Origin of the sequence: Gluconobacter thailandicus F149-1 = NBRC 100600 (assembly GCF_000964465.1) — a bacterium.
Taxonomy (GTDB): domain Bacteria; phylum Pseudomonadota; class Alphaproteobacteria; order Acetobacterales; family Acetobacteraceae; genus Gluconobacter; species Gluconobacter thailandicus.
Genome location: NZ_BANH01000005.1, coordinates 21,112 through 40,425 on the forward strand (window position 1 = coordinate 21,112; position 19,314 = coordinate 40,425).

The 19,314-nt window shown below is 58.9% G+C and carries 20 protein-coding genes; 12 read left to right on the forward strand and 8 right to left on the reverse strand.

Translation table 11 applies throughout. From position 1 onward, the window contains the following. The first annotated feature begins 60 nt into the window (after positions 1-60). From B7444_RS01270 to B7444_RS01290, 5 genes are all read left to right on the forward strand, one after another. Positions 61-315 (forward strand): sulfurtransferase TusA family protein, encoded by a 255-nt coding sequence (locus B7444_RS01270; protein WP_007282861.1) that lies wholly within the window; start codon positions 61-63, stop codon positions 313-315. A 97-nt stretch (positions 316-412) separates the two neighbouring features. Further along, positions 413-664, forward strand: coding sequence for an exodeoxyribonuclease VII small subunit (locus B7444_RS01275; protein ID WP_007282860.1), 252 nt, complete (start codon positions 413-415; stop codon positions 662-664). Next, positions 661-1,566 (forward strand): polyprenyl synthetase family protein, encoded by a 906-nt coding sequence (locus tag B7444_RS01280; RefSeq protein ID WP_007282859.1) that lies wholly within the window; start codon positions 661-663, stop codon positions 1,564-1,566. Before B7444_RS01275 ends, B7444_RS01280 begins: the two co-directional genes overlap by 4 nt. Before the next feature lie 4 nt (positions 1,567-1,570). Then, on the forward strand, positions 1,571-3,553 hold the full coding sequence (gene dxs / locus B7444_RS01285) for a 1-deoxy-D-xylulose-5-phosphate synthase (RefSeq protein WP_007282858.1): 1,983 nt from the start codon (positions 1,571-1,573) through the stop codon (positions 3,551-3,553). 3 nt (positions 3,554-3,556) lie between these two features. Continuing rightward, complete coding sequence (locus tag B7444_RS01290) at positions 3,557-4,312, forward strand: TlyA family RNA methyltransferase (protein ID WP_007282857.1); 756 nt, start codon at positions 3,557-3,559, stop codon at positions 4,310-4,312. Here B7444_RS01290 and B7444_RS01295 read toward each other — a convergent pair. Together B7444_RS01295 and B7444_RS01300 are read right to left on the reverse strand one after the other, a co-directional pair. After that, entirely contained in the window at positions 4,242-4,847 is a 606-nt protein-coding gene (locus tag B7444_RS01295; protein ID WP_051997085.1) for a TetR/AcrR family transcriptional regulator, read from the reverse strand. The genes B7444_RS01290 and B7444_RS01295 overlap by 71 nt on opposite strands. After that, positions 4,844-5,311, reverse strand: a complete 468-nt coding sequence (locus tag B7444_RS01300; protein WP_007282856.1) for a nuclear transport factor 2 family protein — start codon at positions 5,309-5,311, stop codon at positions 4,844-4,846. The genes B7444_RS01295 and B7444_RS01300 overlap by 4 nt, the downstream gene beginning before the upstream one ends. A gap of 127 nt (positions 5,312-5,438) precedes the next feature. Here B7444_RS01300 and rlmN point away from each other — a divergent pair, with 127 nt between their 5' ends. The 3 genes from rlmN to B7444_RS01315 all read left to right on the forward strand — a co-directional run bounded on the left by rlmN (position 5,439) and on the right by B7444_RS01315 (position 8,467). Beyond that, a complete protein-coding gene (gene rlmN / locus B7444_RS01305; RefSeq protein WP_007282855.1) occupies positions 5,439-6,650 on the forward strand; it encodes a 23S rRNA (adenine(2503)-C(2))-methyltransferase RlmN in 1,212 nt (403 codons plus the stop codon). Between the two features lie 72 nt (positions 6,651-6,722). After that, the gene (locus B7444_RS01310) at positions 6,723-7,955 is read left to right on the forward strand and encodes an argininosuccinate synthase (protein WP_007282854.1); all 1,233 of its coding nucleotides are present in this window, start codon (positions 6,723-6,725) and stop codon (positions 7,953-7,955) included. Between the two features lie 23 nt (positions 7,956-7,978). Beyond that, positions 7,979-8,467, forward strand: a complete 489-nt coding sequence (locus B7444_RS01315; RefSeq protein ID WP_007282853.1) for an FKBP-type peptidyl-prolyl cis-trans isomerase — start codon at positions 7,979-7,981, stop codon at positions 8,465-8,467. Between the two features lie 27 nt (positions 8,468-8,494). On the opposite strand, the gene B7444_RS01320 is transcribed toward B7444_RS01315, so the two are convergent. Further along, entirely contained in the window at positions 8,495-9,037 is a 543-nt protein-coding gene (locus B7444_RS01320; protein ID WP_035729148.1) for a thymidine kinase, read from the reverse strand. 96 nt (positions 9,038-9,133) lie between these two features. On the opposite strand from B7444_RS01320, the gene B7444_RS01325 reads away from it, so the two are divergent. Genes B7444_RS01325 through trpS form a run of 3 tightly spaced genes read left to right on the forward strand, consistent with a single transcriptional unit; the run spans position 9,134 to position 11,094 of the window. Beyond that, positions 9,134-9,619, forward strand: a complete 486-nt coding sequence (locus tag B7444_RS01325; RefSeq protein ID WP_048843575.1) for a c-type cytochrome — start codon at positions 9,134-9,136, stop codon at positions 9,617-9,619. Then, positions 9,616-10,065 (forward strand): c-type cytochrome, encoded by a 450-nt coding sequence (locus B7444_RS01330; RefSeq protein WP_007282850.1) that lies wholly within the window; start codon positions 9,616-9,618, stop codon positions 10,063-10,065. Before B7444_RS01325 ends, B7444_RS01330 begins: the two co-directional genes overlap by 4 nt. A 39-nt stretch (positions 10,066-10,104) precedes the next feature. Further along, positions 10,105-11,094: a tryptophan--tRNA ligase gene (gene trpS, locus B7444_RS01335; RefSeq protein ID WP_007282849.1), complete on the forward strand. Its 990-nt coding sequence runs from the start codon at positions 10,105-10,107 to the stop codon at positions 11,092-11,094. 8 nt (positions 11,095-11,102) lie between these two features. Here trpS and lpxB read toward each other — a convergent pair whose 3' ends face one another. The 5 genes from lpxB to rpmI all read right to left on the reverse strand — a co-directional run bounded on the left by lpxB (position 11,103) and on the right by rpmI (position 16,560). Further along, positions 11,103-12,347 (reverse strand): lipid-A-disaccharide synthase, encoded by a 1,245-nt coding sequence (gene lpxB / locus B7444_RS01340; RefSeq protein WP_007282848.1) that lies wholly within the window; start codon positions 12,345-12,347, stop codon positions 11,103-11,105. Then, positions 12,344-14,812: a phenylalanine--tRNA ligase subunit beta gene (pheT, locus tag B7444_RS01345; RefSeq protein ID WP_007282847.1), complete on the reverse strand. Its 2,469-nt coding sequence runs from the start codon at positions 14,810-14,812 to the stop codon at positions 12,344-12,346. The genes lpxB and pheT overlap by 4 nt, the downstream gene beginning before the upstream one ends. Before the next feature lies 1 nt (position 14,813). Next, a complete protein-coding gene (gene pheS / locus B7444_RS01350) occupies positions 14,814-15,884 on the reverse strand; it encodes a phenylalanine--tRNA ligase subunit alpha (RefSeq protein ID WP_035729169.1) in 1,071 nt (356 codons plus the stop codon). A gap of 101 nt (positions 15,885-15,985) precedes the next feature. Further along, positions 15,986-16,345, reverse strand: a complete 360-nt coding sequence (gene rplT, locus B7444_RS01355; protein WP_007282845.1) for a 50S ribosomal protein L20 — start codon at positions 16,343-16,345, stop codon at positions 15,986-15,988. A 14-nt stretch (positions 16,346-16,359) separates the two neighbouring features. After that, the gene (gene rpmI / locus B7444_RS01360) at positions 16,360-16,560 is read right to left on the reverse strand and encodes a 50S ribosomal protein L35 (RefSeq protein ID WP_010501937.1); all 201 of its coding nucleotides are present in this window, start codon (positions 16,558-16,560) and stop codon (positions 16,360-16,362) included. 305 nt (positions 16,561-16,865) lie between these two features. On the opposite strand from rpmI, the gene B7444_RS01365 reads away from it, so the two are divergent. Next, a complete protein-coding gene (locus B7444_RS01365) occupies positions 16,866-19,286 on the forward strand; it encodes a glucose/quinate/shikimate family membrane-bound PQQ-dependent dehydrogenase (RefSeq protein ID WP_007282844.1) in 2,421 nt (806 codons plus the stop codon). Positions 19,287-19,314: the final 28 nt, after the last annotated feature.

Here is a 19,314-nt window from a genome sequence, read left to right on the forward strand (position 1 = left end):
TTTCAGCAATGGAAAATCGATCCCTTGGCCCGAGGTCAATCGCGAGGCATAACAGACGTCATGACATTACCTCCGACGGAGACCCTGCTGGACCTGCGCGGTCTCGCCTGCCCCATGCCTGTTCTCAAGGCAAACCGTGCGCTCCGCGATATGGCGCCCGGTGCTCGCCTTCGCATTCTGGCAACGGATCGCGCCTCAGTGGCAGATTTTCAGTCCTATTGCCGCGAAACAGGACATGCCCTCGTCGCGTTCACGGAGACTGCAGGTGTGCTGTCCTTCGTCATCCGCAGGCGTGCAGAAACGCAACCCTCCTGAGGAAACTCCCCCGTTCCCACGCACAGGGCTGGCAAAAGCTGTCATCTGGCTGTAATCCCTCGCTACCTTGTTTCCAAAGCATGTCTTGAGGCTTTCCATGCCCGAACCCATTGATGCCATGTCTTTCGAAGATGCTCTCTCCGAGCTGGAGCGCATCGTCCGTGGCCTAGAGGGCGGACAGATGAAGCTTGAAGACGCCATTTCTGCCTATGAACGTGGTGCTGCCCTGCGCAGACACTGCGATGCAAAGCTGGGAGAGGCTGAAATGCGTGTGCGTGCCATCGTGCAGAACGATGACGGCAGCACAGGCACTGAGCCTCTTGCCGATACCGGAGAGACCGGCCGATGAGTGCCACCACCACGTCCACCTCCCTCAAGGAGGCTCTCGCTCACGCCTGCACGGACATTGAAGCGACAATTGACGCTCTGCTCCCCATGGTGCCGGGTGACGAATCTGTTCTTCTGGAAGCCATGCGTTATGCCTCCCTCGGCGGCGGCAAGCGTCTGCGCGGCTTCCTGGCCGTAGAAGTTGCGTCACTGTTCGGAGCTAACCGTCAGGCCGCCCTGCGCGTTGCGGCGTCCGTCGAGATGCTGCACGCCTACTCACTGGTTCACGACGATCTCCCGTCCATGGACGACGACGATCTGCGCCGTGGACAGCCGTCGACGCACCGCCAGTTTGACGAAGCCATCGCCATTCTCGCAGGTGATGCCCTCCAGACCCGCGCGTTCGAAATCCTTGTCGAACCTGAAACCAGCCCCGATGCCACTGTCCGCGCCAATCTGGCCTTAGCCCTGGCGCGCGCGTCAGGCGCGGCAGGCATGGTCGGCGGTCAGGTCGTGGATATTCGCGGTGAAGGCCGTGCGTTGCCACTGAACGATGTCCGCCGCCTTCACGCGCTGAAGACCGGAGCGTTGATCCGCTATGCTGCCGAATCTGGCGCCATTCTGGCTGGCGTGACCGATGAACGCCGTGATGCCATCGTGGCTTACGGCCGCGATCTCGGGACCGCCTTTCAGGTGGCCGATGATGTTCTGGACATGACCGCAAGTGCCGAAGAACTCGGCAAGACTGCTGGCAAGGATGAAGCCAGCGGCAAATCAACCTATGTCTCCCTGCTTGGCATTGACGGAGCCCGCGCCGAGGCCCGCCGCCTGAGCGATCAGGCCCGGGAGGCCCTTTCATCTTTCGGCGCACAGGCCGCAGCCCTCAGGGCCCTTGCAGACTACGTCGTCGAGCGCAGGAACTGATTCCATGAGCAACCCGTCTTCCACGATCCCTACCTACGGCCGCTATCCGGTTCTGGACCGCGTCACCCTGCCGTCAGACATGCGGAATCTTTCTGTCGATCAGCTCAAGCAGCTCGCCGACGAACTGCGCTCCGAGACGGTTGACGCCGTTTCCACCACTGGCGGCCATCTTGGTGCGTCTCTTGGTGTCGTCGAACTGACCGTTGCGCTGCACGCTGTGTTCAACACGCCTGATGACCGTATCATCTGGGACGTTGGCCATCAGGCCTACCCACATAAGATTCTGACAGGCCGTCGGGATCGCATCCGCACCCTGCGCCAGCCGGAAGGTCTGTCCGGCTTTACCCGCCGCGCGGAAAGCGAATACGACCCGTTCGGTGCAGCGCACTCATCCACGTCCATTTCCGCCGGTCTCGGCATGGCCGTGGCGCATCACCTGCGCGCGGAAGAAGATCCAAGCTACCACGAGCGCAACGTGATTGCGGTTATCGGTGACGGCTCTATCTCCGCTGGTATGGCTTACGAGGCCATGAACAACGCTGCCGTTGCGGGTCCCGGGGCAAACCGTCTGATCGTGGTGCTGAACGACAACGAAATGTCGATTGCCCCCCCAGTTGGTTCGATGTCGAACTACCTGTCCCGCCTGATGTCGTCGCGCCAGTTCTTTGGTCTGCGGGATCTGGCTGGCAAGGTCGCAAAGCGCCTGCCAGGCAAGATCGAACGTACAGCCAAGCGCGCCGAGGAATATGCCCGCGGCATGATTACCGGCGGCACGCTGTTTGAAGAACTTGGCTTCTATTACGTCGGCCCGGTCGATGGCCACGATATGACGCAGCTTGTTCCCATCCTGCGCAACCTGCGTGATGCAGACGATCAGGGTCCGATCCTGCTCCACATCATTACGGAAAAGGGGCGCGGCTATAAGCCTGCCGAAGCCGCTGGCGACAAATACCATGCTGTCAGCAAGTTCAACGTCGTCACGGGGGAGCAGAAGAAGGCTCCCGCCGGTCCGCCGAGCTATACATCCGTTTTCAGCCGCGAACTTCTCCGTCGCGCCAAGACGGACGACAAGCTGATCACGGTCACTGCCGCGATGCCCTCCGGCACAGGCCTGACAGCTTTCGCCAAGGCCTATCCGGATCGCTTCTTTGACGTCGGGATTGCCGAACAGCATGCCGTCACTTTTGCAGCCGGTATCGCTTCAGAAGGTCTGCGTCCGTTCTGCGCGATCTACTCGACCTTCCTGCAGCGTGCCTATGATCAGGTCGTGCATGACGTCGCCCTGCAGAACCTGCCCGTTCGCTTCGCGATTGACCGCGCTGGTCTCGTAGGTGCTGACGGTGCAACCCATGCCGGGTCGTTCGACCTGAACTATCTGTGCTGCCTGCCGAACATGGTCGTCATGGCGCCGTCCGATGAAATCGAACTGCTTCATGCCACAGCCACAGCCTGTGAATACGATGCTGGCCCGATCGCCTTCCGCTATCCACGCGGCAGCGGCATTGGTCTGGATCTGCCGGAAGAGGGTGAAGTTCAGGAAATCGGCAAGGGCCGAGTTGTTCGCGAATCCCGTCAGGTTCCTGGAACGCGTTCTGGCGTGGCCATCCTGTCTCTCGGCACCCGTCTGCATGAATCCCTGCGTGCAGCGGACCAGCTTGCAGCACAGGGCATTTCCGTCACCGTCGCAGACGCACGTTTCGCAAAGCCGATCGACACCAAGCTGGTTGATGATCTGGTTGCGCAGCACGAAGTGCTCATCACACTGGAAGAAGGCGCAATCGGCGGCTTCAGCAGCCTGGTCGTTCAGCACCTCGCTGAAACGGGTAAGCTGGACACGGTGAAGTTCCGTCCGATGGCACTCCCTGACAAGTACATCGACCACAACAACCCCGACGTTCAGTATGACGAAGCTGGCCTGACGGCTCCGCACATTGTCCGGACTGCCGCCGCAGCACTGGGCGTTGAAGTCGCTCAGCAGTCAGCCTGAGTTATGGCCAAACGCCGCGCAGACCAGCTTCTCGTTGATCGAGGGCTGGTCGAAAGCCGAACACGCGCCCAGTCCCTCATCATGGCAGGTCTTGCCTATACGGGGGACCGGCGCATCGCCAAGGCTGGAGACCAGCTTCCGGAAGATGCTCCCCTGTCCCTTAAAGGGCAGGATCATCCCTGGGTCTCGCGCGGTGGCCTGAAACTCATTCATGGTATCGAGCATTTCGGGCTGGACCCGAAAGGTCGTATTGCTATCGACGTCGGCGCCTCTACGGGCGGCTTTACAGACGTTCTGCTAACTCATGGTGCCAGCAAGGTTTACGCTGTTGATGTGGGCCATGGGCAGTTGGCCTGGAAAATCCGCTCTGACGAGCGCGTTGTTGTCATGGAAAAGACGAATGCCCGTGCTCTGACGGCAGAACAAATTCCCGAACCGGCTGGCATTGTCGTCTGTGATGCAAGCTTCATCGGCCTCAAAACAGTTCTTCCCGCTGCTCTGGCTCTTACAACGCCTGACGCATGGGCCATTGCGCTGATCAAGCCTCAGTTCGAAGCAGGTCGCGGAGAAGTGGGTGCCAAAGGTGTGGTGCGAGATCCGGCTGTGCATGATCGCGTCTGCGGAGAAATCCGGGACTGGTTTGCCTCACTTCCCGGCTGGGAAGTCCTTGGAATCGAGGCCAGCCCGATCACCGGCCCTGAAGGCAACCGGGAGTTTCTGATTGCAGCCCGCCGCACGGAAACGCCAGTCGCCGCCTGAATGATTGCATCCGGCGCAGGAAAATTCCTGCGTCAGACTGCGCATGCGCCAGAACCAGAGCGCCCTGAATCCCACTGACAATCTCTTCTGCAAGATCATTAGCTTCCTCCTGCGGCTTTCCCGATTTATGAGCCGCTGAGGCCAGAGCGATCTGCCAGTCGGAAAAATACGCCCGTATCTGTGTCCCGAACGGTGTCTCCTCATCCAATGCCATAAGCCCCATCAGGCAAATTTTCTGACCTGACTGGAAATACTGTTCCGTACTCCGAAACATACGCTCAATTCCTGCCCACGGGTCTTCAGTCTCTTTAAGTGGCACAAAGATTTCTGCCTCGAACCAGCGTTGGATATGAGCCAGAACTTCGGCAGCCATCTGCTCTTTTCCATGCGGGAAAAAGTTATAAAGACTCCCCTTTCCCAGTCCGGTTGCCGCTGTCAAACGACTAAGAGAAGCTCTCTCATATCCGTGACGCCGGAATACCTCAGCAATGGCCTGAAGAACTGGATCACGGCCCCGGCGCGAAGAAGTCGTCACAAACCCATCTCACTCAGCCCCGGATGAGAATCAGGCCGCACAGGCCATTCCCAACGGAACAAACGCTCTGATTCTACAATCCGGACGTCATTGATACTGGCATGCCGTTCAGCCATCAGCCCGGCATCATTGAAACCCCAGTTTTCGTTTCCATGGGAACGCCACCACTGGCCACCGTGATCGCGCCATTCATAAACGAACCGCACAGCAATCCTGTTTCCATCAAACGCCCAAAGCTCCTTAATCAGCCGGTACTCGAGTTCCCGTTCCCACTTCCGGACGAGAAATGCCGTAATGTCCGCCCGCCCTGCGAGAAATTCATCCCGATTTCGCCAACAGCTGTCCTGGGTGTAGGCCAAAGCTACGTGCTCCGGGCACTGACCATTCCATGCATCTTCCGCAGCACGAACTTTCTGAATGGCCGCTTCACGCGTGAACGGCGGCAGGGGTGGTCTGATGTTCATGATGAAATTTCCTGACTAAAAAGATAAGCTCAATTTGTACTGATCGGTACAAAGAGTCCATCCTGTTGGATCAAGACTCACTTTCCTTTGGAAATCCGCGCTCTCTCCGTGCTATGGGTCCGCCGCCATGACCGTCCTGACACACCCAGATACCCGCCCGCGCATCAACTCCGTCGCCTCTGACGACCTGAACGAGGCTGAGCGGGAGCGTATCCGCGCAAAATCCGCCCTCTTCGCGCCGCCAGAAGCACGGCTGGAAGATGGCCGCCGGGATCTCGTCGGCATGTCGCGTGAGGAACTTGCCACCCTGATGACCGAAATTGGCGAAAAGCCATTCCGGGCAAAGCAGATCTGGCACTGGATCTACCACCAGGGCGCGACCGACTTTTCGAAGATGAGCACCATCGCCAAGCCTCTTCAGGCCAAGCTGGCAGAACACTTCATCGTCGGACGCCCCACGACCACGACGGAACAGACATCCGTTGATGCAACTCGCAAATTCCTTTTCCGCTTCCGTGACGGACAGGAAGCCGAGACGGTTTATATCCCGGACCGCAAGGAAGACCGTGGCGCGGTTTGCATTTCCTCGCAGGTAGGCTGCACCCTCTCCTGCACGTTCTGCCATACCGGCACACAGAAGCTTGTTCGCAATCTGGGACCGGCTGAAATCGTTGGCCAGTTCATGGCGGCACGAGACAGCTACAAGGAATGGCCAAGCCCGAGCGCAGACATGCCGCGCTTCCTGTCGACCATTGTTCTGATGGGCATGGGTGAGCCGCTCTACAACTATGACAACGTGGCCAAGGCCATGCGCATCATCATGGATGGTGAAGGCATTGCCCTCTCGCGCCGTCGTATCACACTGTCCACATCCGGTGTCGTCCCGATGATGGACCGCTGCGGCGATGAACTCGGCATCAATCTGGCCATTTCCCTGCATGCCGTCACAAACGAGCTGCGCGATCAGATCGTCCCGCTGAACCGCAAGTATCCGATCGAGGAATTGATGGCGGCGTGCAGGCGCTATCCCGCAGCCTCAAACTCCCGTCGCATCACGTTCGAATACATCATGCTCCGCGGCGTCAATGACAGCGAAGCGGATGCCCGCGAACTGGTGCGTCTGATCAAGGACATGCCTGCCAAGGTCAACCTGATCCCGTTCAACCCATGGCCCGGTTCAGACTTCAAACCGTCCACACGAGAGCAACTCGCGAAGTTTGCAAAAATCGTGATGGATGCGGGCTTTGCCTCCCCGATCCGCACACCGCGCGGTCAGGACATTCTTGCCGCCTGCGGGCAGCTCAAGACCGAAAGCGAGCGTCAGCGCAAAACCGTCTGACGCCCGGTTTCCCTCACGAACGCGGGATGCTAGAAACGCCTTCCGAACGAAAACCATAAGGACCACGCAGTTATGAGCGCCCATCAGGACGTCAAGAAAGTCGTTCTCGCCTATTCCGGCGGGCTGGACACTTCGGTCATCCTCCGATGGCTCCAGAAGACCTATAACTGCGAGGTCGTGACCTTTACGGCTGACCTTGGCCAGGGCGAAGAGCTGGAGCCGGCCCGCAAGAAGGCCGAGATGTTCGGCGTGAAGGAAATCTTCGTCGAGGATCTGCGCGAGACCTTCGTCAAGGATTACGTCTTCCCGATGTTCCGTGCGAACACGGTTTACGAAGGCCAGTACCTCCTCGGCACATCCATCGCCCGTCCGCTGATCGCAAAGCGCCAGATCGAAATCGCCGAAGCTGTGGGTGCGGATGCCGTTGCCCACGGCGCAACCGGCAAGGGTAACGATCAGGTCCGTTTCGAGCTTGGCTATTATGCCCTGAAGCCGGACGTGAAGGTCATTTCTCCATGGCGCGAATGGGAACTGACCTCCCGGACGAAGCTGCTTGAGTTTGCAGAAGAAAACCAGATCCCCGTCACGAAGGACAAGCGCGGCGAAGCCCCGTTCTCCGTCGATGCCAACCTTCTGCACTCCTCGTCTGAAGGCAAGCTGCTCGAAGATCCGGCTGTCGCACCTGACGAAATCGTCTTCCAGCGCACCATTTCCCCGGAAGCTGCGCCGGACAAGGCTACGGAAATCAGCATCGACTTCGTGAACGGTGACCCGGTTGCCATCAATGGCGTTGCCATGAGCCCGGCAACGCTGCTGACGCGCCTGAACGAGCTGGGCCGTGAAAACGGCATTGGCCGTCTGGATATCGTGGAAAACCGCTTTGTGGGCATGAAGTCCCGCGGCATCTATGAAACGCCGGGTGGCACGATCCTGCTGGCCGCTCATCGTTCCATCGAGAGCATCACGCTGGACCGCGAAGCAGCCCACCTCAAGGACAGCATCATGCCGCGCTATGCGGAGCTGATCTATAACGGTTTCTGGTTCTCGCCAGAGCGCCGGATGCTTCAGGCCCTGATCGATGCCAGCCAACATTCCGTCAACGGTCGTGTGCGCATGAAACTCTACAAGGGTAACGTCGTTTGCGTCGGTCGCGAGAGCCCGAACAGCCTGTACGATACCCGCGTTGTGACATTCGAGGACGACGAAGGCGCGTATAATCAGCAGGATGCGCAGGGCTTTATCAAGCTTAACGCACTGCGTCTGCGTCTGGGCGGCCAGATTGGCCGTCGCGGCGGCGCACTCTGATCCATAACCAGTTGCGGGGGACCATGACCAGCCTGTTTCGCCTTACATCAACCCTGACCCTGTGCGGCGCACTCCTTGCAGGATGCGCCGGACACAAGGAAGACGCGCCGGAACTGACGCCTGAGCAGTTCATGGCGAAGGTTCAGGCGGAACCAGGCGTCAAGACCCTCCCCGACGGGCTGTCCTACAAGGTCCTGAAAAGTGGACCGAAGGACGGCGAAAGCCCCCATCGCGGGTCGACCATTATGGTGATCTATGAAGGTCGCCTGCCAGATGGTGGCATTTTCGACAGCTCCGACCAGCACGGTAACGGTGCTTATATGGAGATGCCACTTGATGGTCTGGTCGATGGCTGGCTTGAAGCCCTGCCCATGATGCATGTCGGGGATGAGTGGATGCTCTACCTTCCCGCCAAGCTGGGTTACGGCAAGCGCTCCATGGGTATCATTCCGCCGAACAGCCCGCTGATCTTCAAGATCCAGCTTCTGGGCGTCAATAACGGGCAGCAGTAAAAACTGCCCTCTACTTCCAGAAAAGCCTCAGGGCTTTTCTGGAAGACACCAGTGCTCATTGCACCGCGCTTCATAAAGCTCCTGGTCTCCTGTCTCGAGAAGACGTCCTGTCTCGTGTGTCTTGGCCGTCCAGCGTGCCGGGCCGTTGCAGGTATGACACCGGGCTTCAAGATAAATGATATCGTCGGCAAACTGCATCAGCTTTGACACGATTTCGAACGGCTGCTGCCGGTAATCGCTATCCAGCCCACCGACAGTCACGGTCGCCCCCCGCAGCTTCGCGGCCTGCAATTCCGTAACGATGTCGCCCTCATAGTGTGGCGCGACCATGAAGTGCACTTCGTCCAGCACAATATGATCGTAGTTGTCTGCATGAACAGGCCACTGCCGCACGGACTGGGCTGCAAAATGGGAACCGTCGCGGCTCACAAGCTCTGCACCATCCCGCGTATCGAATCCCGGTTTCAGTGTCAGAACACGCCCATGCGCGGCCGCAGCCTTGATCAGATGCGAGGATTTCCCTGCAAACATTGGCCCCACATATAGTACCAGACGTCCCTTGCCGCTCATGCTTTCTCCTTCCGATAGCGCCCATGAGCCCTATCGGGACGGATTTGCCAAGACCCGCCCTTGCTGAATGCAGTCTGAAAGTGCAACAAACAGTTCGTGATCAGATTAGACCCAGCAATACGGCTTCCCCTGTTTATCGCCATTTTCCTGGCGATAGTGTTCGTTGTCGGTCATGCATGGGAAAATCGTGAACAGGCACCCCGCGAGTATTCGAATGAATGCAGCATCTGCCATCATGGCGGCCATGGGCAGGCCCGGGCCGTTGCTCCGATCTTTGGTCGGGTTGGTCATATCGCCCTGACACCGGAAGGCCACCGCTATATCATTCATGTGCTGTTGAATGGCCTTGATGGGCCAATTACGGCAGGCGGGGCGTCCTACAACAGTTCCATGCCGTCATTCCACCGCCTTCCAGACGATGAAATCGCACGAATCCTGACATTTGTAGGCAGTCAGGAAATGCCAGCCGGCGGTCCGACTTTTACAGCCGCAGAAATCGCTGAAGAGCGTAAACACCCGCTTTCTCCGATGGAGGTTCTGCTTGAACGCCAGAAACTGGAACAGCAGACGCCTCTTCCATGAAACGGATCGTTCTTCCTCTCTGCCTCGCTCTGACCTCTTGTGGAAAAAAACCAGCCGGACAAGCTGTGTACGGCCCCCACTGCGGGATCTGCCATCATGGTGGCGGTGGAATGCCGGGCGAAACGCCGCCCCTCGTAGGCCGGGTCGACGTCATTGCGCAGACGCCGGAAGGCCGCCATTATCTTGCGTCCGTGCTTCTGAATGGCCTACGCGGCAGCTTCACGACGCAAGGGTATGGCTATAACTACTCCATGCCTGCGTATCGTGACCGTCTCACTGACCAGCAGATTTCAGATACTCTCAACTGGCTGATCGCCCGCGGTCAGATCAAACCCGCTCCCGTTATCACACCTGCTGAAATTGCCCGTGCCCGTACGACGCCAGGCGATCCGGCAACAAGTTACCAGGAACGAAAGCTCCTGGAGCAGAAGCACCCGCTTCCGTGAAAGCACGATCCTTTCCCAAAGCTGAAGACTGAGTTCATCATGCAGCGTGTATTTTCCGGCATTCAGCCGACCGGTATTCCTCATCTGGGTAACTACCTGGGCGCCATCCGTAACTGGGCCGCCATGCAGGCGGACCATGACTGCGTCTTCTGCCTGGTGGACATGCATTCCCTCACGATGCCCTGGACACCAGAAGACCTGCGCAAGCAGACCCTCGGCTCCGCAGCGTGCCTTCTGGCAACAGGCATTGAGCCAACGCGCCTGTACAATCAGTCTGCCGTCAGCGCTCATGCCCGCCTCGGCTGGATCTTCAATTGCGTCTCCCGCCTCGGCTGGCTGAACCGCATGACCCAGTTCAAGGACAAGGCTGGCAAGAACCGGGAAAACCATTCCGCTGGTTTGTATGTCTATCCGAACCTGATGGCTGCGGACATTCTGGCGTTCCACGCGACCCGCGTTCCGGTCGGCGATGACCAGAAGCAGCACATCGAGCTGGCCAATGACATTGCCCAGAAGTTCAACCATGACATGGGCACGGACTTCTTCCCGCAGATCGAGGCGTTCATTCCACCGGCTGCTGCCCGCGTCATGAGCCTGCGTGACGGCACGAAAAAAATGTCCAAGTCGGACCCGTCCGAACAGAGCCGCATTGTCCTGACGGATACGCCAGACGAAATCGCTCTGAAGATTCGCCGTGCCAAAACAGATTCCGACGTTCTGCCAAGTGAAGTCGAAGGGCTTGGAGATCGCGCGGAGGCCCGCAATCTGGTGGCAATCTATGCGGCCATGTCAGGCGAAACGATGTCTGACGTTCTGGCGCGTTTTGGCGGTCAGGGCTTCGGGCCGTTCAAGAGCGCTCTGGCAGACCTGCTGGTGGAAAAGATCGGCCCGGTGGCAACCGAGACAGCGCGCCTGATGCAGAATGAAGACCATATCATCTCCGTCCTGCGGGCAGGTGCCGATCGCGCCCGCGAAATTTCGGAACCGATTGTTCAGGAAGCCGAACGCCTGGTCGGCTTCATTCGTTAAACGGCCTCTTATCTGGGTGAGCGGGAAACCGGCTCATCCAGAAGATCCATGATTTCGGACGCCGCCGCATCCGCTGGCGTCCCCACTGGCGGAGAGAGCTTTTCAAGCACCTCTGCAAACGCGATACGCTGCTTGCCAGCCGCAGCAGGATCGTCCAGCAGTTTGCCAATCGTTGCCGCGAGCTTTTCAGGAGTGCAGTTTTCCTGAAGCATTTCAGGAACCACTTCCCGCCCGGCCAGCAAGTTGACCATGGCGACATACGGTACCTTGATCATGCGACGCGCCATCATCGCCGTCACAGGATTTACGCGATACGTGACCACCATGGGAACATTCCCCATAGCCAGTTCAAGCGTCGACGTGCCTGATTTCGTCAGTGCGCCCTGAGCTGCCGCGAACGCATCATGCTTGTCATGAATGTCGGTCACGATATGCGGCTGTATCGGCCACTTGCGGATCAGGTTTCGCACTGTTGGGGCAATGACAGGCGCAACTGGAATAACCGGGCAGATATCGGGGTGCGTTTTCCGAAGAATATCGAGCATCTTGCGGAATACCGGTAGCAGTTTCGGAACCTCGGAACGCCGGCTTCCCGGCATCAGGATCAAAACAGGAGCGGCTTCCGGAATGTTATGCCGCATCCGGAAACGGGCAGCATTTCCTTGCCTTACCCCGGACTGAAGAACCGGATGCCCGACAAAACGCGCTTCCAGTCCCCGTTGGGCAAACCATTCCGGCTCGAAAGGCAGAAGACACAGGAGACGGTCCCAAAGGCCCGGAAATTCCTTTACGCGCTTCTCGCGCCAGGCCCAGACCTGGGGCGCAACATAATGAACGCGCTTGATGCCGGAATTTTCGATCTTCTGAAGTAACCGGAGCGTAAAGCCCGGACTGTCGATCGTCACAACAAGATCAGGCTTACGAAGCTCGATATCCTGCACAGCTTCAAGAAGACGCTGCCGAAGATGCTTCACCTTGGGCAGAACTTCCACAAGGCCCATAACGGCCAGATCGCTCATCGGGAACAGACTGTGCAGCCCGAGAGCTTCCATACGGCCCCCCCCAACCCCGGCAAACACCAGGGTAGGGTCCTGCGCATGTAATGCCAGCATGAGACGTGCACCAATCACGTCTCCGCTCGCCTCTCCCGCCAGAATCCAGATCACACGTCCATGCTGGGGAACAGAAGCCCCCGGTTGGAAGGTCCTGTTCATCGACTGATCGCCTGATCCGGAGTCTGCAAGAGAATTCATCGACGCAGCGTGGCCCCTGTTGCCTTGAGAACTGCACCTTCCACCGATTTGGAGAGCGCTTCAAGGCCAGCATCCGTCAGACTTTCGGTCTGGGGTTGCAGAACCACTTCCACACCGAGCGAACGATACCCTTCTGGCAGGCTCCCGCCTTCGAACACATCGAAGAGGCGAACATCCTGAATCAGGTTCCGGTCCGCCATGCGAACAGCCTTCAGAACACCCTGAGCTTCGACATCCGGCCCGGCAAGGAACGCGAAATCCCGGCGGACAGGCTGAAGAGCCGAAAGAACCGGTGCGGCCTTCTTCTTGGCTTTCGGCTGCGGAATACGATCCAGATACAGCTCAAAAGCTACGACCGCACCACTCAGACCAAGCGCACGCGCCACGCGGGGATGCAACTCACCAAATGTACCCAGAACCAGCTTAGGTCCCTGGCGCACCTGCCCCGAACGGCCCGGATGGTAAAACCCCGGTGCATCTGCGGTCACAGACAGCGATGCCTCTGGCACACCAAGCGCCATCAGGGCAGCCGTCAGATCAGCCTTGGCATCCCACAGGGTTGCTTCCTGAGCTGCACGGCCCGGCTCACGCGCCGTCAGGCCGCCACGCAGACCGGAAAGGCGCAGATGCTGCCCCTCAAAGTCGAAGCACGGACCAATCTCGAACAGAGCCCCCTCTCCTGAGAGACCCAGACCACGGGCAAGGTTTCTGCTCAGAGCCCGTGCCAGATTAACGAGCGGCGTTGGGCGTAACTGATCCAGATCGGTTGCGATCGGGTTCAGAAGACGCTGCGTTTCCGGCACATCGCCAAAAAGAACCGCATCTTCATTGGCAACGAACGAAAAGCCCACCGTTTCCATCATGCCGCGTGCCGCGCAAATCCGGCGAAGGAGCGCCGCCCGCGCCTGAAGAGGCGTTACGGCAGGAGCCGGGATCATGGCCGTTTGTGGAAGCGCTACAGGGGGAACCGCGTCCAGCCCATGCAGACGAAGCACTTCTTCTACCAGGTCACATTCCGCTTCCATGCGAGCAACGCTGGCTGCGGCCTTGGCGGCAACGCCTTCGTCCAGTGTTGCGGCCTGAGCCAGCACCTGACCGGAAGCAACGTCATTCCGCCAGGACGGGACTGCGAATGTCGCGCTCTCGTCGTCACGTTCGACAACTTCGAAGCCGAGATGCTCAAGTGAACGAACAGCCTCATCCGCCGGAATCTGCACGCCACCCAGCGTTTCCAGACGCTCGAAACGGAGCGTAGCCGTACGCTTCCAGTTCGGCGCCTCACCAGCTTCCGTGATTTCACTCGGCTCACCGCCGCACAGGTCACGGATCATGATGGTCGCTGCTTCGAGACCACCCCGCACCAGTGCCGGGTCAATGCCACGCTCGAAGCGCTGACGCGCATCAGTGTGGATCGCCAGACGGCGGCCCGTCAGGGCAATACGAACCGCGTCGAACAATGCGGATTCAACAAACACGTCCGTCGTGTTCTCATCCACACCGCTCTGCTGACCACCCATGATGCCTGCGAGAGACTGCACACCGGCGTCATCAACGATCACCATATCGTCCGTGCCAAGGACGTATTCGTTACCATCCAGCGCCGTGAACGTCTCGCGTGCGGCATGCGTGACGGTCAGCGTGTTTCCGGAAAGCTTTGCAACATCAAAGACATGCAGTGGACGACCAAGGTCGAACGTGAGGTAATTCGTGACGTCAACCAGTCTGGAAATCGGCTTGAGACCCACGGCCTTCAGGCGACGCTGGAGCCAGTCCGGGCTGGGACTATTCTTCACACCGCGAATGACGCGCCCCACGATATACGGGCAGTCCGGATGAGCCGTCTTCCAACTGATTGATGGTTCGAAATCACCCTCGACAGCTTCTGTCAGCCAAGGCTTGAGATGACCGATACCTGCCGCGGCAAGATCACGCGCAATACCGCGAATGCTCAGCGCATCGCCACGGTTTGGCGTAATCGCAATCTCAATGACCGGGTCATCAAGCTCCGCATAAGTCGCATAAGCCTCACCGATCGGAGCCGTTTCAGGCAGTTCGGCAATACCGTCGCTTTCCTCACCAAGACCGAGTTCGCGCAGGGAGCACAGCATGCCGCCGCTTTCCTCGCCGCGGATCTTGCCCTTCTTGATGGTGATATCCAGCCCCGGAACATATGTGCCCGGAGGTGCAAAAATTACATGGAGGCCAGCGCGTGCATTTGGTGCACCGCACACGACCTGCAAATCTTCATAGCCTGCACCAGCGGCCACGCGGCAAAGCTGAAGGCGGTCTGCATCCGGATGGCGATGCGCTTCCAGAATTTTGGCCGTCCGGAAGCCTGCAAGCTTCTCGGCCGGATTCTCAACGCTCTCCACTTCAAGACCAATGCCGTTCAGACGGGCACAGATCTCTTCGGAAGAAGCTGTAAAATCAAGGTGTTCACGCAGCCATGAGAGAGAGAACTTCATGTCACACGCCCTCCGTCAGCGTGGCGGGAGAGAAAGCTGAAAAGCCATAGTGACGCAGCCAGCGCAGGTCGCTCTCATAGAAGGAGCGAAGATCTGGAATACCGTTCTTGAGCATGGCCAGACGCTCGACGCCCATGCCGAAGGCAAAACCCTGCCACACGGCCGGATCGAGGCCGCAATTGGCCAGCACGCGTGGATGGACCATGCCTGACCCCAGAACTTCCAGCCAGTCAGACCCGCCGCCAATCTCACCCGTCGCCTTGGACCAGCCGATATCCACTTCCATGGAGGGCTCGGTAAAGGGGAAATAAGACGCACGGAAACGCACCGGCAGATTGGGCTTGTCAAAATAGACGCGCAGGAACTCGATCAGGCAGCCTTTCAGGTGCCCAAGAGTAATGTTGCGATCAATGACCAGACCTTCGCACTGATGGAACATTGGCGAATGGGTCGCATCATGATCCGCACGATAGGTACGGCCAGGAGCGATAATGCGGATAGGCGGCTTCTGGCCCAGCATCGTCCGGATCTGAACGCCGGAGGTCTGCGTTCTCAGAACACGTGGTTCATTGCTGCCTGACTTGGGGGGCAGATAAAACGTGTCGTGCTCAGTGCGAGCAGGATGGTGATCCGGTGTGTTGAGGGCAGAAAAATTGTGCCACTGGCTCTCGACATCCGGTCCTTCAGCAACCGAAAAGCCCATGGCACCAAAAATGGCCGTCATTTCTTCGATGGTACGGCTGATGGGATGGATTGCACCGGTCGCAACGGACGGCGCGGGCATTGTCACATCCACCCGTTCGGACTTCAGGCGCGCTTCAAGAGCCTGTTCCTCGATCTCACGACCGCGTTCCTCAATAGCTCTGGTCAACTCATCCCGAAGGCGGTTCAGAGCCTGCCCGCGCAGTTTGCGCTCTTCCGGGTCAAGTTTGCCAAGCTGCTTGAGCAGCCCGGTCAGGGCACCAGACTTCCCCAGCGTTCCAACGCGAATGGCATCCCATTGCGCGCGATCCTGAGCAGCGCCCAGCGCAGCAAGAGTGTCATTCTTCAGCGTGTCGAGATCGTCAGCCATACCGCCCATCGCTTACAGTACAAATACAAAACGGGCCGCCCTGATAACAGGACGGCCCGCCAGTCACCAGCCCCCACAAGTGGGGATCAGGTCTGAAAAGCTCAGGCTGCGAGAGCGGCCTGTGCCTTCTTGACGATTTCTGCGAATGCAGCTGCGTCGTCGAAAGCAATGGCAGCAAGGACCTTACGGTCGATCTCGATGCCAGCCTTGTCCAGGCCATTGATGAACTTGCTGTACGTCAGACCGTGCTCACGGACGGCAGCGTTGATACGCTGGATCCACAGGGCGCGGAAATCACGCTTCTTGTTGCGACGGTCGCGATACGCATAGCGCAGCGCCTTCTCAACGCGCTCCAGAGCAATACGGTAGTTCGTAGACGAACGGCCGCGGTAACCCTTGGCGAGGTCGAGAACTTTCTTGTGACGGGCGTGCGTCGTTACGCCCCGCTTAACACGTGCCATGTTACCTTATCTCCTTAGAGCCCGTAGGGCGCCCACTGCTTGATGGTCTTAGCGTCCATATCCGTCATGGTCTGAGGACCACGGTTGGTGCGCTTCATCTTCTGCGGACGGTTGATAAGGCCGTGGCGCTTGTTGCCTGGGCCGCATGTCACCTTACCGGTCGCGGTGATCTTGAACCGCTTCTTGACCGACGACTTGGTCTTCATCTTGGGCATTTCGGTCTCCCTCGCCGTAAACGATTGGCCCCACACGAAGCGGGGCACTGCACGGCCGGGCATGCCACTTATGGCCCGGACGCGTACACGGAGCGGCTGCCTTATCCCATCCGAATGATTCCGCCAAGGAATTTATTTTCTTTAGCGCACAAGCAAAAGAAAGCTCTTTCTTCAAGTCACGTCAGTGTGATTTCACTCACAGTGACGTGAGCAAAATGAACCTTCTGACATCTTGCTTCTTAATGCGCTTCTATGTGTTTGTCCGAAGGTCAAGTGCTGCACCAAATAACAGCTCTAGGAACATCATGAGCATTCCATCCCGGCCAGGGCTTTGGGCCCTGATTACGGCCGCGGTTTTCGCGCTTTGCGGTGCGATCCTTACCGTGGGCGGTGCCTGGGCCGTCTCTGTTGGCGGCCCTCTCTATTACCTTCTGCTGGGCATAGCGCTCCTCGCTACTGCCTTCCTTTCCTGGCGTCGCAACCAGGCGGCCCTGTGGCTCTTCGCTGCCGTGATCTTTGCGACAGTCGTGTGGGAGCTCTCCCTGGTCGGGCTCGACCTCTGGAGCCTCGTCCCCCGCTCTGACATCGTGATCATCCTCGGCATCTGGCTGCTGATTCCGTTCGTGTCCCGCCAGATCGGTGGCACGCGCGCTTCTGTGATGCCGCTTGCGGGCTCTGTGGGCCTCGCTGTGCTGGTTCTTGCAGCCGCTCTCTTCACGGACCCGCACGACATCAGCGGCAACCTGCCGGCACAGCTGACCAACGCTGCCCCTGCCGATCCGGACAATGTTCCTGACAGCGAATGGCACGCCTATGGTCGTACGCAGGCCGGTGATCGCTGGTCTCCGCTGAAGCAGATCGATTCGACCAACGTTCAGAACCTCAAGGTGGCATGGCATATCCACACCAAGGATCTGATGGGCCCGAATGATCCAGGCGAAGCCACCAACGAAGTCACGCCAATCGAATTCGACAACACCCTATACCTGTGCTCACTGCACCAGAAACTGTTCGCAGTTGATGGCGCGACCGGCCATGTAAAGTGGACGTTCGATCCGCACCTTCAGGTTAATCCGGGCTTCCAGCACCTGACCTGCCGTGGCGTAAGCTTCCATCAGACCCCCGCTGACGCGACTGACAGTGACGGCAACCCTGCTCCGACAGATTGCGCCAAGCGCATCATTCTGCCGGTCAACGATGGTCGCCTTGTCGAAGTCGATGCAGAAACCGGGCAGAAGTGCTCTGGCTTTGGCAACGATGGCGAACTGGACCTGCGTCAGCCGAACCAGCCTTATGTCACGCCAGGCATGTATGAGCCGACGTCTCCGCCGGTCATCACGGACAAGCTGATCATTGCCAACAGCGCCATCACCGATAACGGCTCCATCAAGCAGGCTTCGGGCGCAACACAGGCGTTTGACGTTTACACCGGCAAGCGCGTGTGGGTGTTTGACGCGTCCAACCCGGACCCGAACCAGATGCCAGACCCGGATCATCCGGTCTTCCATCCGAACTCTCCGAACTCCTGGATCGTGTCGTCTTACGACAAGAATCTGAACCTCGTTTACATCCCGATGGGCGTTGGTACGCCGGATCAGTGGGGCGGTTACCGCACCAAGGAATCCGAGCGCTATGCTCCGGGCGTCATCGCGCTAAACGCAGAGACGGGTAAGCTGGCCTGGTACTACCAGACCGTTCATCACGATCTGTGGGACATGGACGCCCCGTCCCAGCCAAGCCTCGTAGACGTCACCCAGAAGGACGGCTCCATCCTTCCGACGATCTACATCCCGACCAAGACGGGCGATATCTTTGTCCTCGACCGCCGTACGGGCAAGGAAGTCGTCGCAGCTCCTGAAACGCCTGTTCCAGGCGGCGCAGCTCCGGGCGATCACACCAGCCCGACGCAGCCAATGTCGCAGCTGAGCCTCCGTCCGAAGAATCCGCTCTCCGATTCCGACATCTGGGGTGGCACGATCTTTGATCAGATGTTCTGCAGCATCTACTTCCACTCCCTACGCTACGAAGGTCCGTTCACGCCGCCGTCCCTCAAGGGTACGCTGGTGTTCCCGGGCGATCTGGGCATGTTCGAGTGGGGTGGTCTGTCGGTTGACCCGCAGCGTCAGGTGGCATTCGCCAACCCGATCTCCCTGCCATTCGTTTCCCGTCTGGTTCCTCGTGGCCCGGGCAATCCGCTTTGGCCGGAAGGCGATGCAAAGGGTACAGGTGGCGAGACCGGCCTGCAGCACAACTACGGCATCCCGTATGCTGTTGACCTGCATCCATTCATGGACCCGGTCCTGCTGCCACTTGGTATCAAGATGCCTTGCCGTACGCCGCCCTGGGGCTATGTGGCCGGTATCGACCTGCGCACCAACAAGGTGGTCTGGCAGCATCGTAACGGTACGCTCCGTGACTCCATGCACGGCAGCTCCCTGCCCATCCCGCTGCCTCCGATCAAGATCGGCGTCCCGAGCCTCGGCGGCCCGCTCTCCACGGCTGGCAACCTCGGCTTCCTGACGGGCACGATGGATTACTACATCCGCGCCTACGACCTGACGACGGGCAAGACCCTGTGGCAGGACCGTCTGCCGGCAGGGGCACAGGCCACGCCGATGACCTATGCCGTCAATGGCAAGCAGTTCGTGGTCACCTATGCCGGTGGTCATAACTCCTTCCCGACCGTCATGGGTGACGATCTGATTGCTTACTCGCTGGGCAACTGATTCACTTTTGACGTCCGACTACGGAAAA

What these genes read in the sequence shown, in the direction of transcription:
- B7444_RS01270 (WP_007282861.1), top strand. Translation starts at nt 61, where the DNA reads ATGACATTACCTCCGACGGAGACCCTGCTGGACCTGCGCGGTCTCGCC.
- B7444_RS01275 (WP_007282860.1), top strand. Translation starts at nt 413, where the DNA reads ATGCCCGAACCCATTGATGCCATGTCTTTCGAAGATGCTCTCTCCGAG.
- B7444_RS01280 (WP_007282859.1), top strand. Translation starts at nt 661, where the DNA reads ATGAGTGCCACCACCACGTCCACCTCCCTCAAGGAGGCTCTCGCTCAC.
- dxs (WP_007282858.1), top strand. Translation starts at nt 1,571, where the DNA reads ATGAGCAACCCGTCTTCCACGATCCCTACCTACGGCCGCTATCCGGTT.
- B7444_RS01290 (WP_007282857.1), top strand. Translation starts at nt 3,557, where the DNA reads ATGGCCAAACGCCGCGCAGACCAGCTTCTCGTTGATCGAGGGCTGGTC.
- B7444_RS01300 (WP_007282856.1), bottom strand. Translation starts at nt 5,311, where the DNA reads ATGAACATCAGACCACCCCTGCCGCCGTTCACGCGTGAAGCGGCCATT.
- rlmN (WP_007282855.1), top strand. Translation starts at nt 5,439, where the DNA reads ATGACCGTCCTGACACACCCAGATACCCGCCCGCGCATCAACTCCGTC.
- B7444_RS01310 (WP_007282854.1), top strand. Translation starts at nt 6,723, where the DNA reads ATGAGCGCCCATCAGGACGTCAAGAAAGTCGTTCTCGCCTATTCCGGC.
- B7444_RS01315 (WP_007282853.1), top strand. Translation starts at nt 7,979, where the DNA reads ATGACCAGCCTGTTTCGCCTTACATCAACCCTGACCCTGTGCGGCGCA.
- B7444_RS01320 (WP_035729148.1), bottom strand. Translation starts at nt 9,037, where the DNA reads ATGAGCGGCAAGGGACGTCTGGTACTATATGTGGGGCCAATGTTTGCA.
- B7444_RS01330 (WP_007282850.1), top strand. Translation starts at nt 9,616, where the DNA reads ATGAAACGGATCGTTCTTCCTCTCTGCCTCGCTCTGACCTCTTGTGGA.
- trpS (WP_007282849.1), top strand. Translation starts at nt 10,105, where the DNA reads ATGCAGCGTGTATTTTCCGGCATTCAGCCGACCGGTATTCCTCATCTG.
- lpxB (WP_007282848.1), bottom strand. Translation starts at nt 12,347, where the DNA reads ATGAATTCTCTTGCAGACTCCGGATCAGGCGATCAGTCGATGAACAGG.
- pheT (WP_007282847.1), bottom strand. Translation starts at nt 14,812, where the DNA reads ATGAAGTTCTCTCTCTCATGGCTGCGTGAACACCTTGATTTTACAGCT.
- pheS (WP_035729169.1), bottom strand. Translation starts at nt 15,884, where the DNA reads ATGGCTGACGATCTCGACACGCTGAAGAATGACACTCTTGCTGCGCTG.
- rplT (WP_007282845.1), bottom strand. Translation starts at nt 16,345, where the DNA reads ATGGCACGTGTTAAGCGGGGCGTAACGACGCACGCCCGTCACAAGAAA.
- rpmI (WP_010501937.1), bottom strand. Translation starts at nt 16,560, where the DNA reads ATGCCCAAGATGAAGACCAAGTCGTCGGTCAAGAAGCGGTTCAAGATC.
- B7444_RS01365 (WP_007282844.1), top strand. Translation starts at nt 16,866, where the DNA reads ATGAGCATTCCATCCCGGCCAGGGCTTTGGGCCCTGATTACGGCCGCG.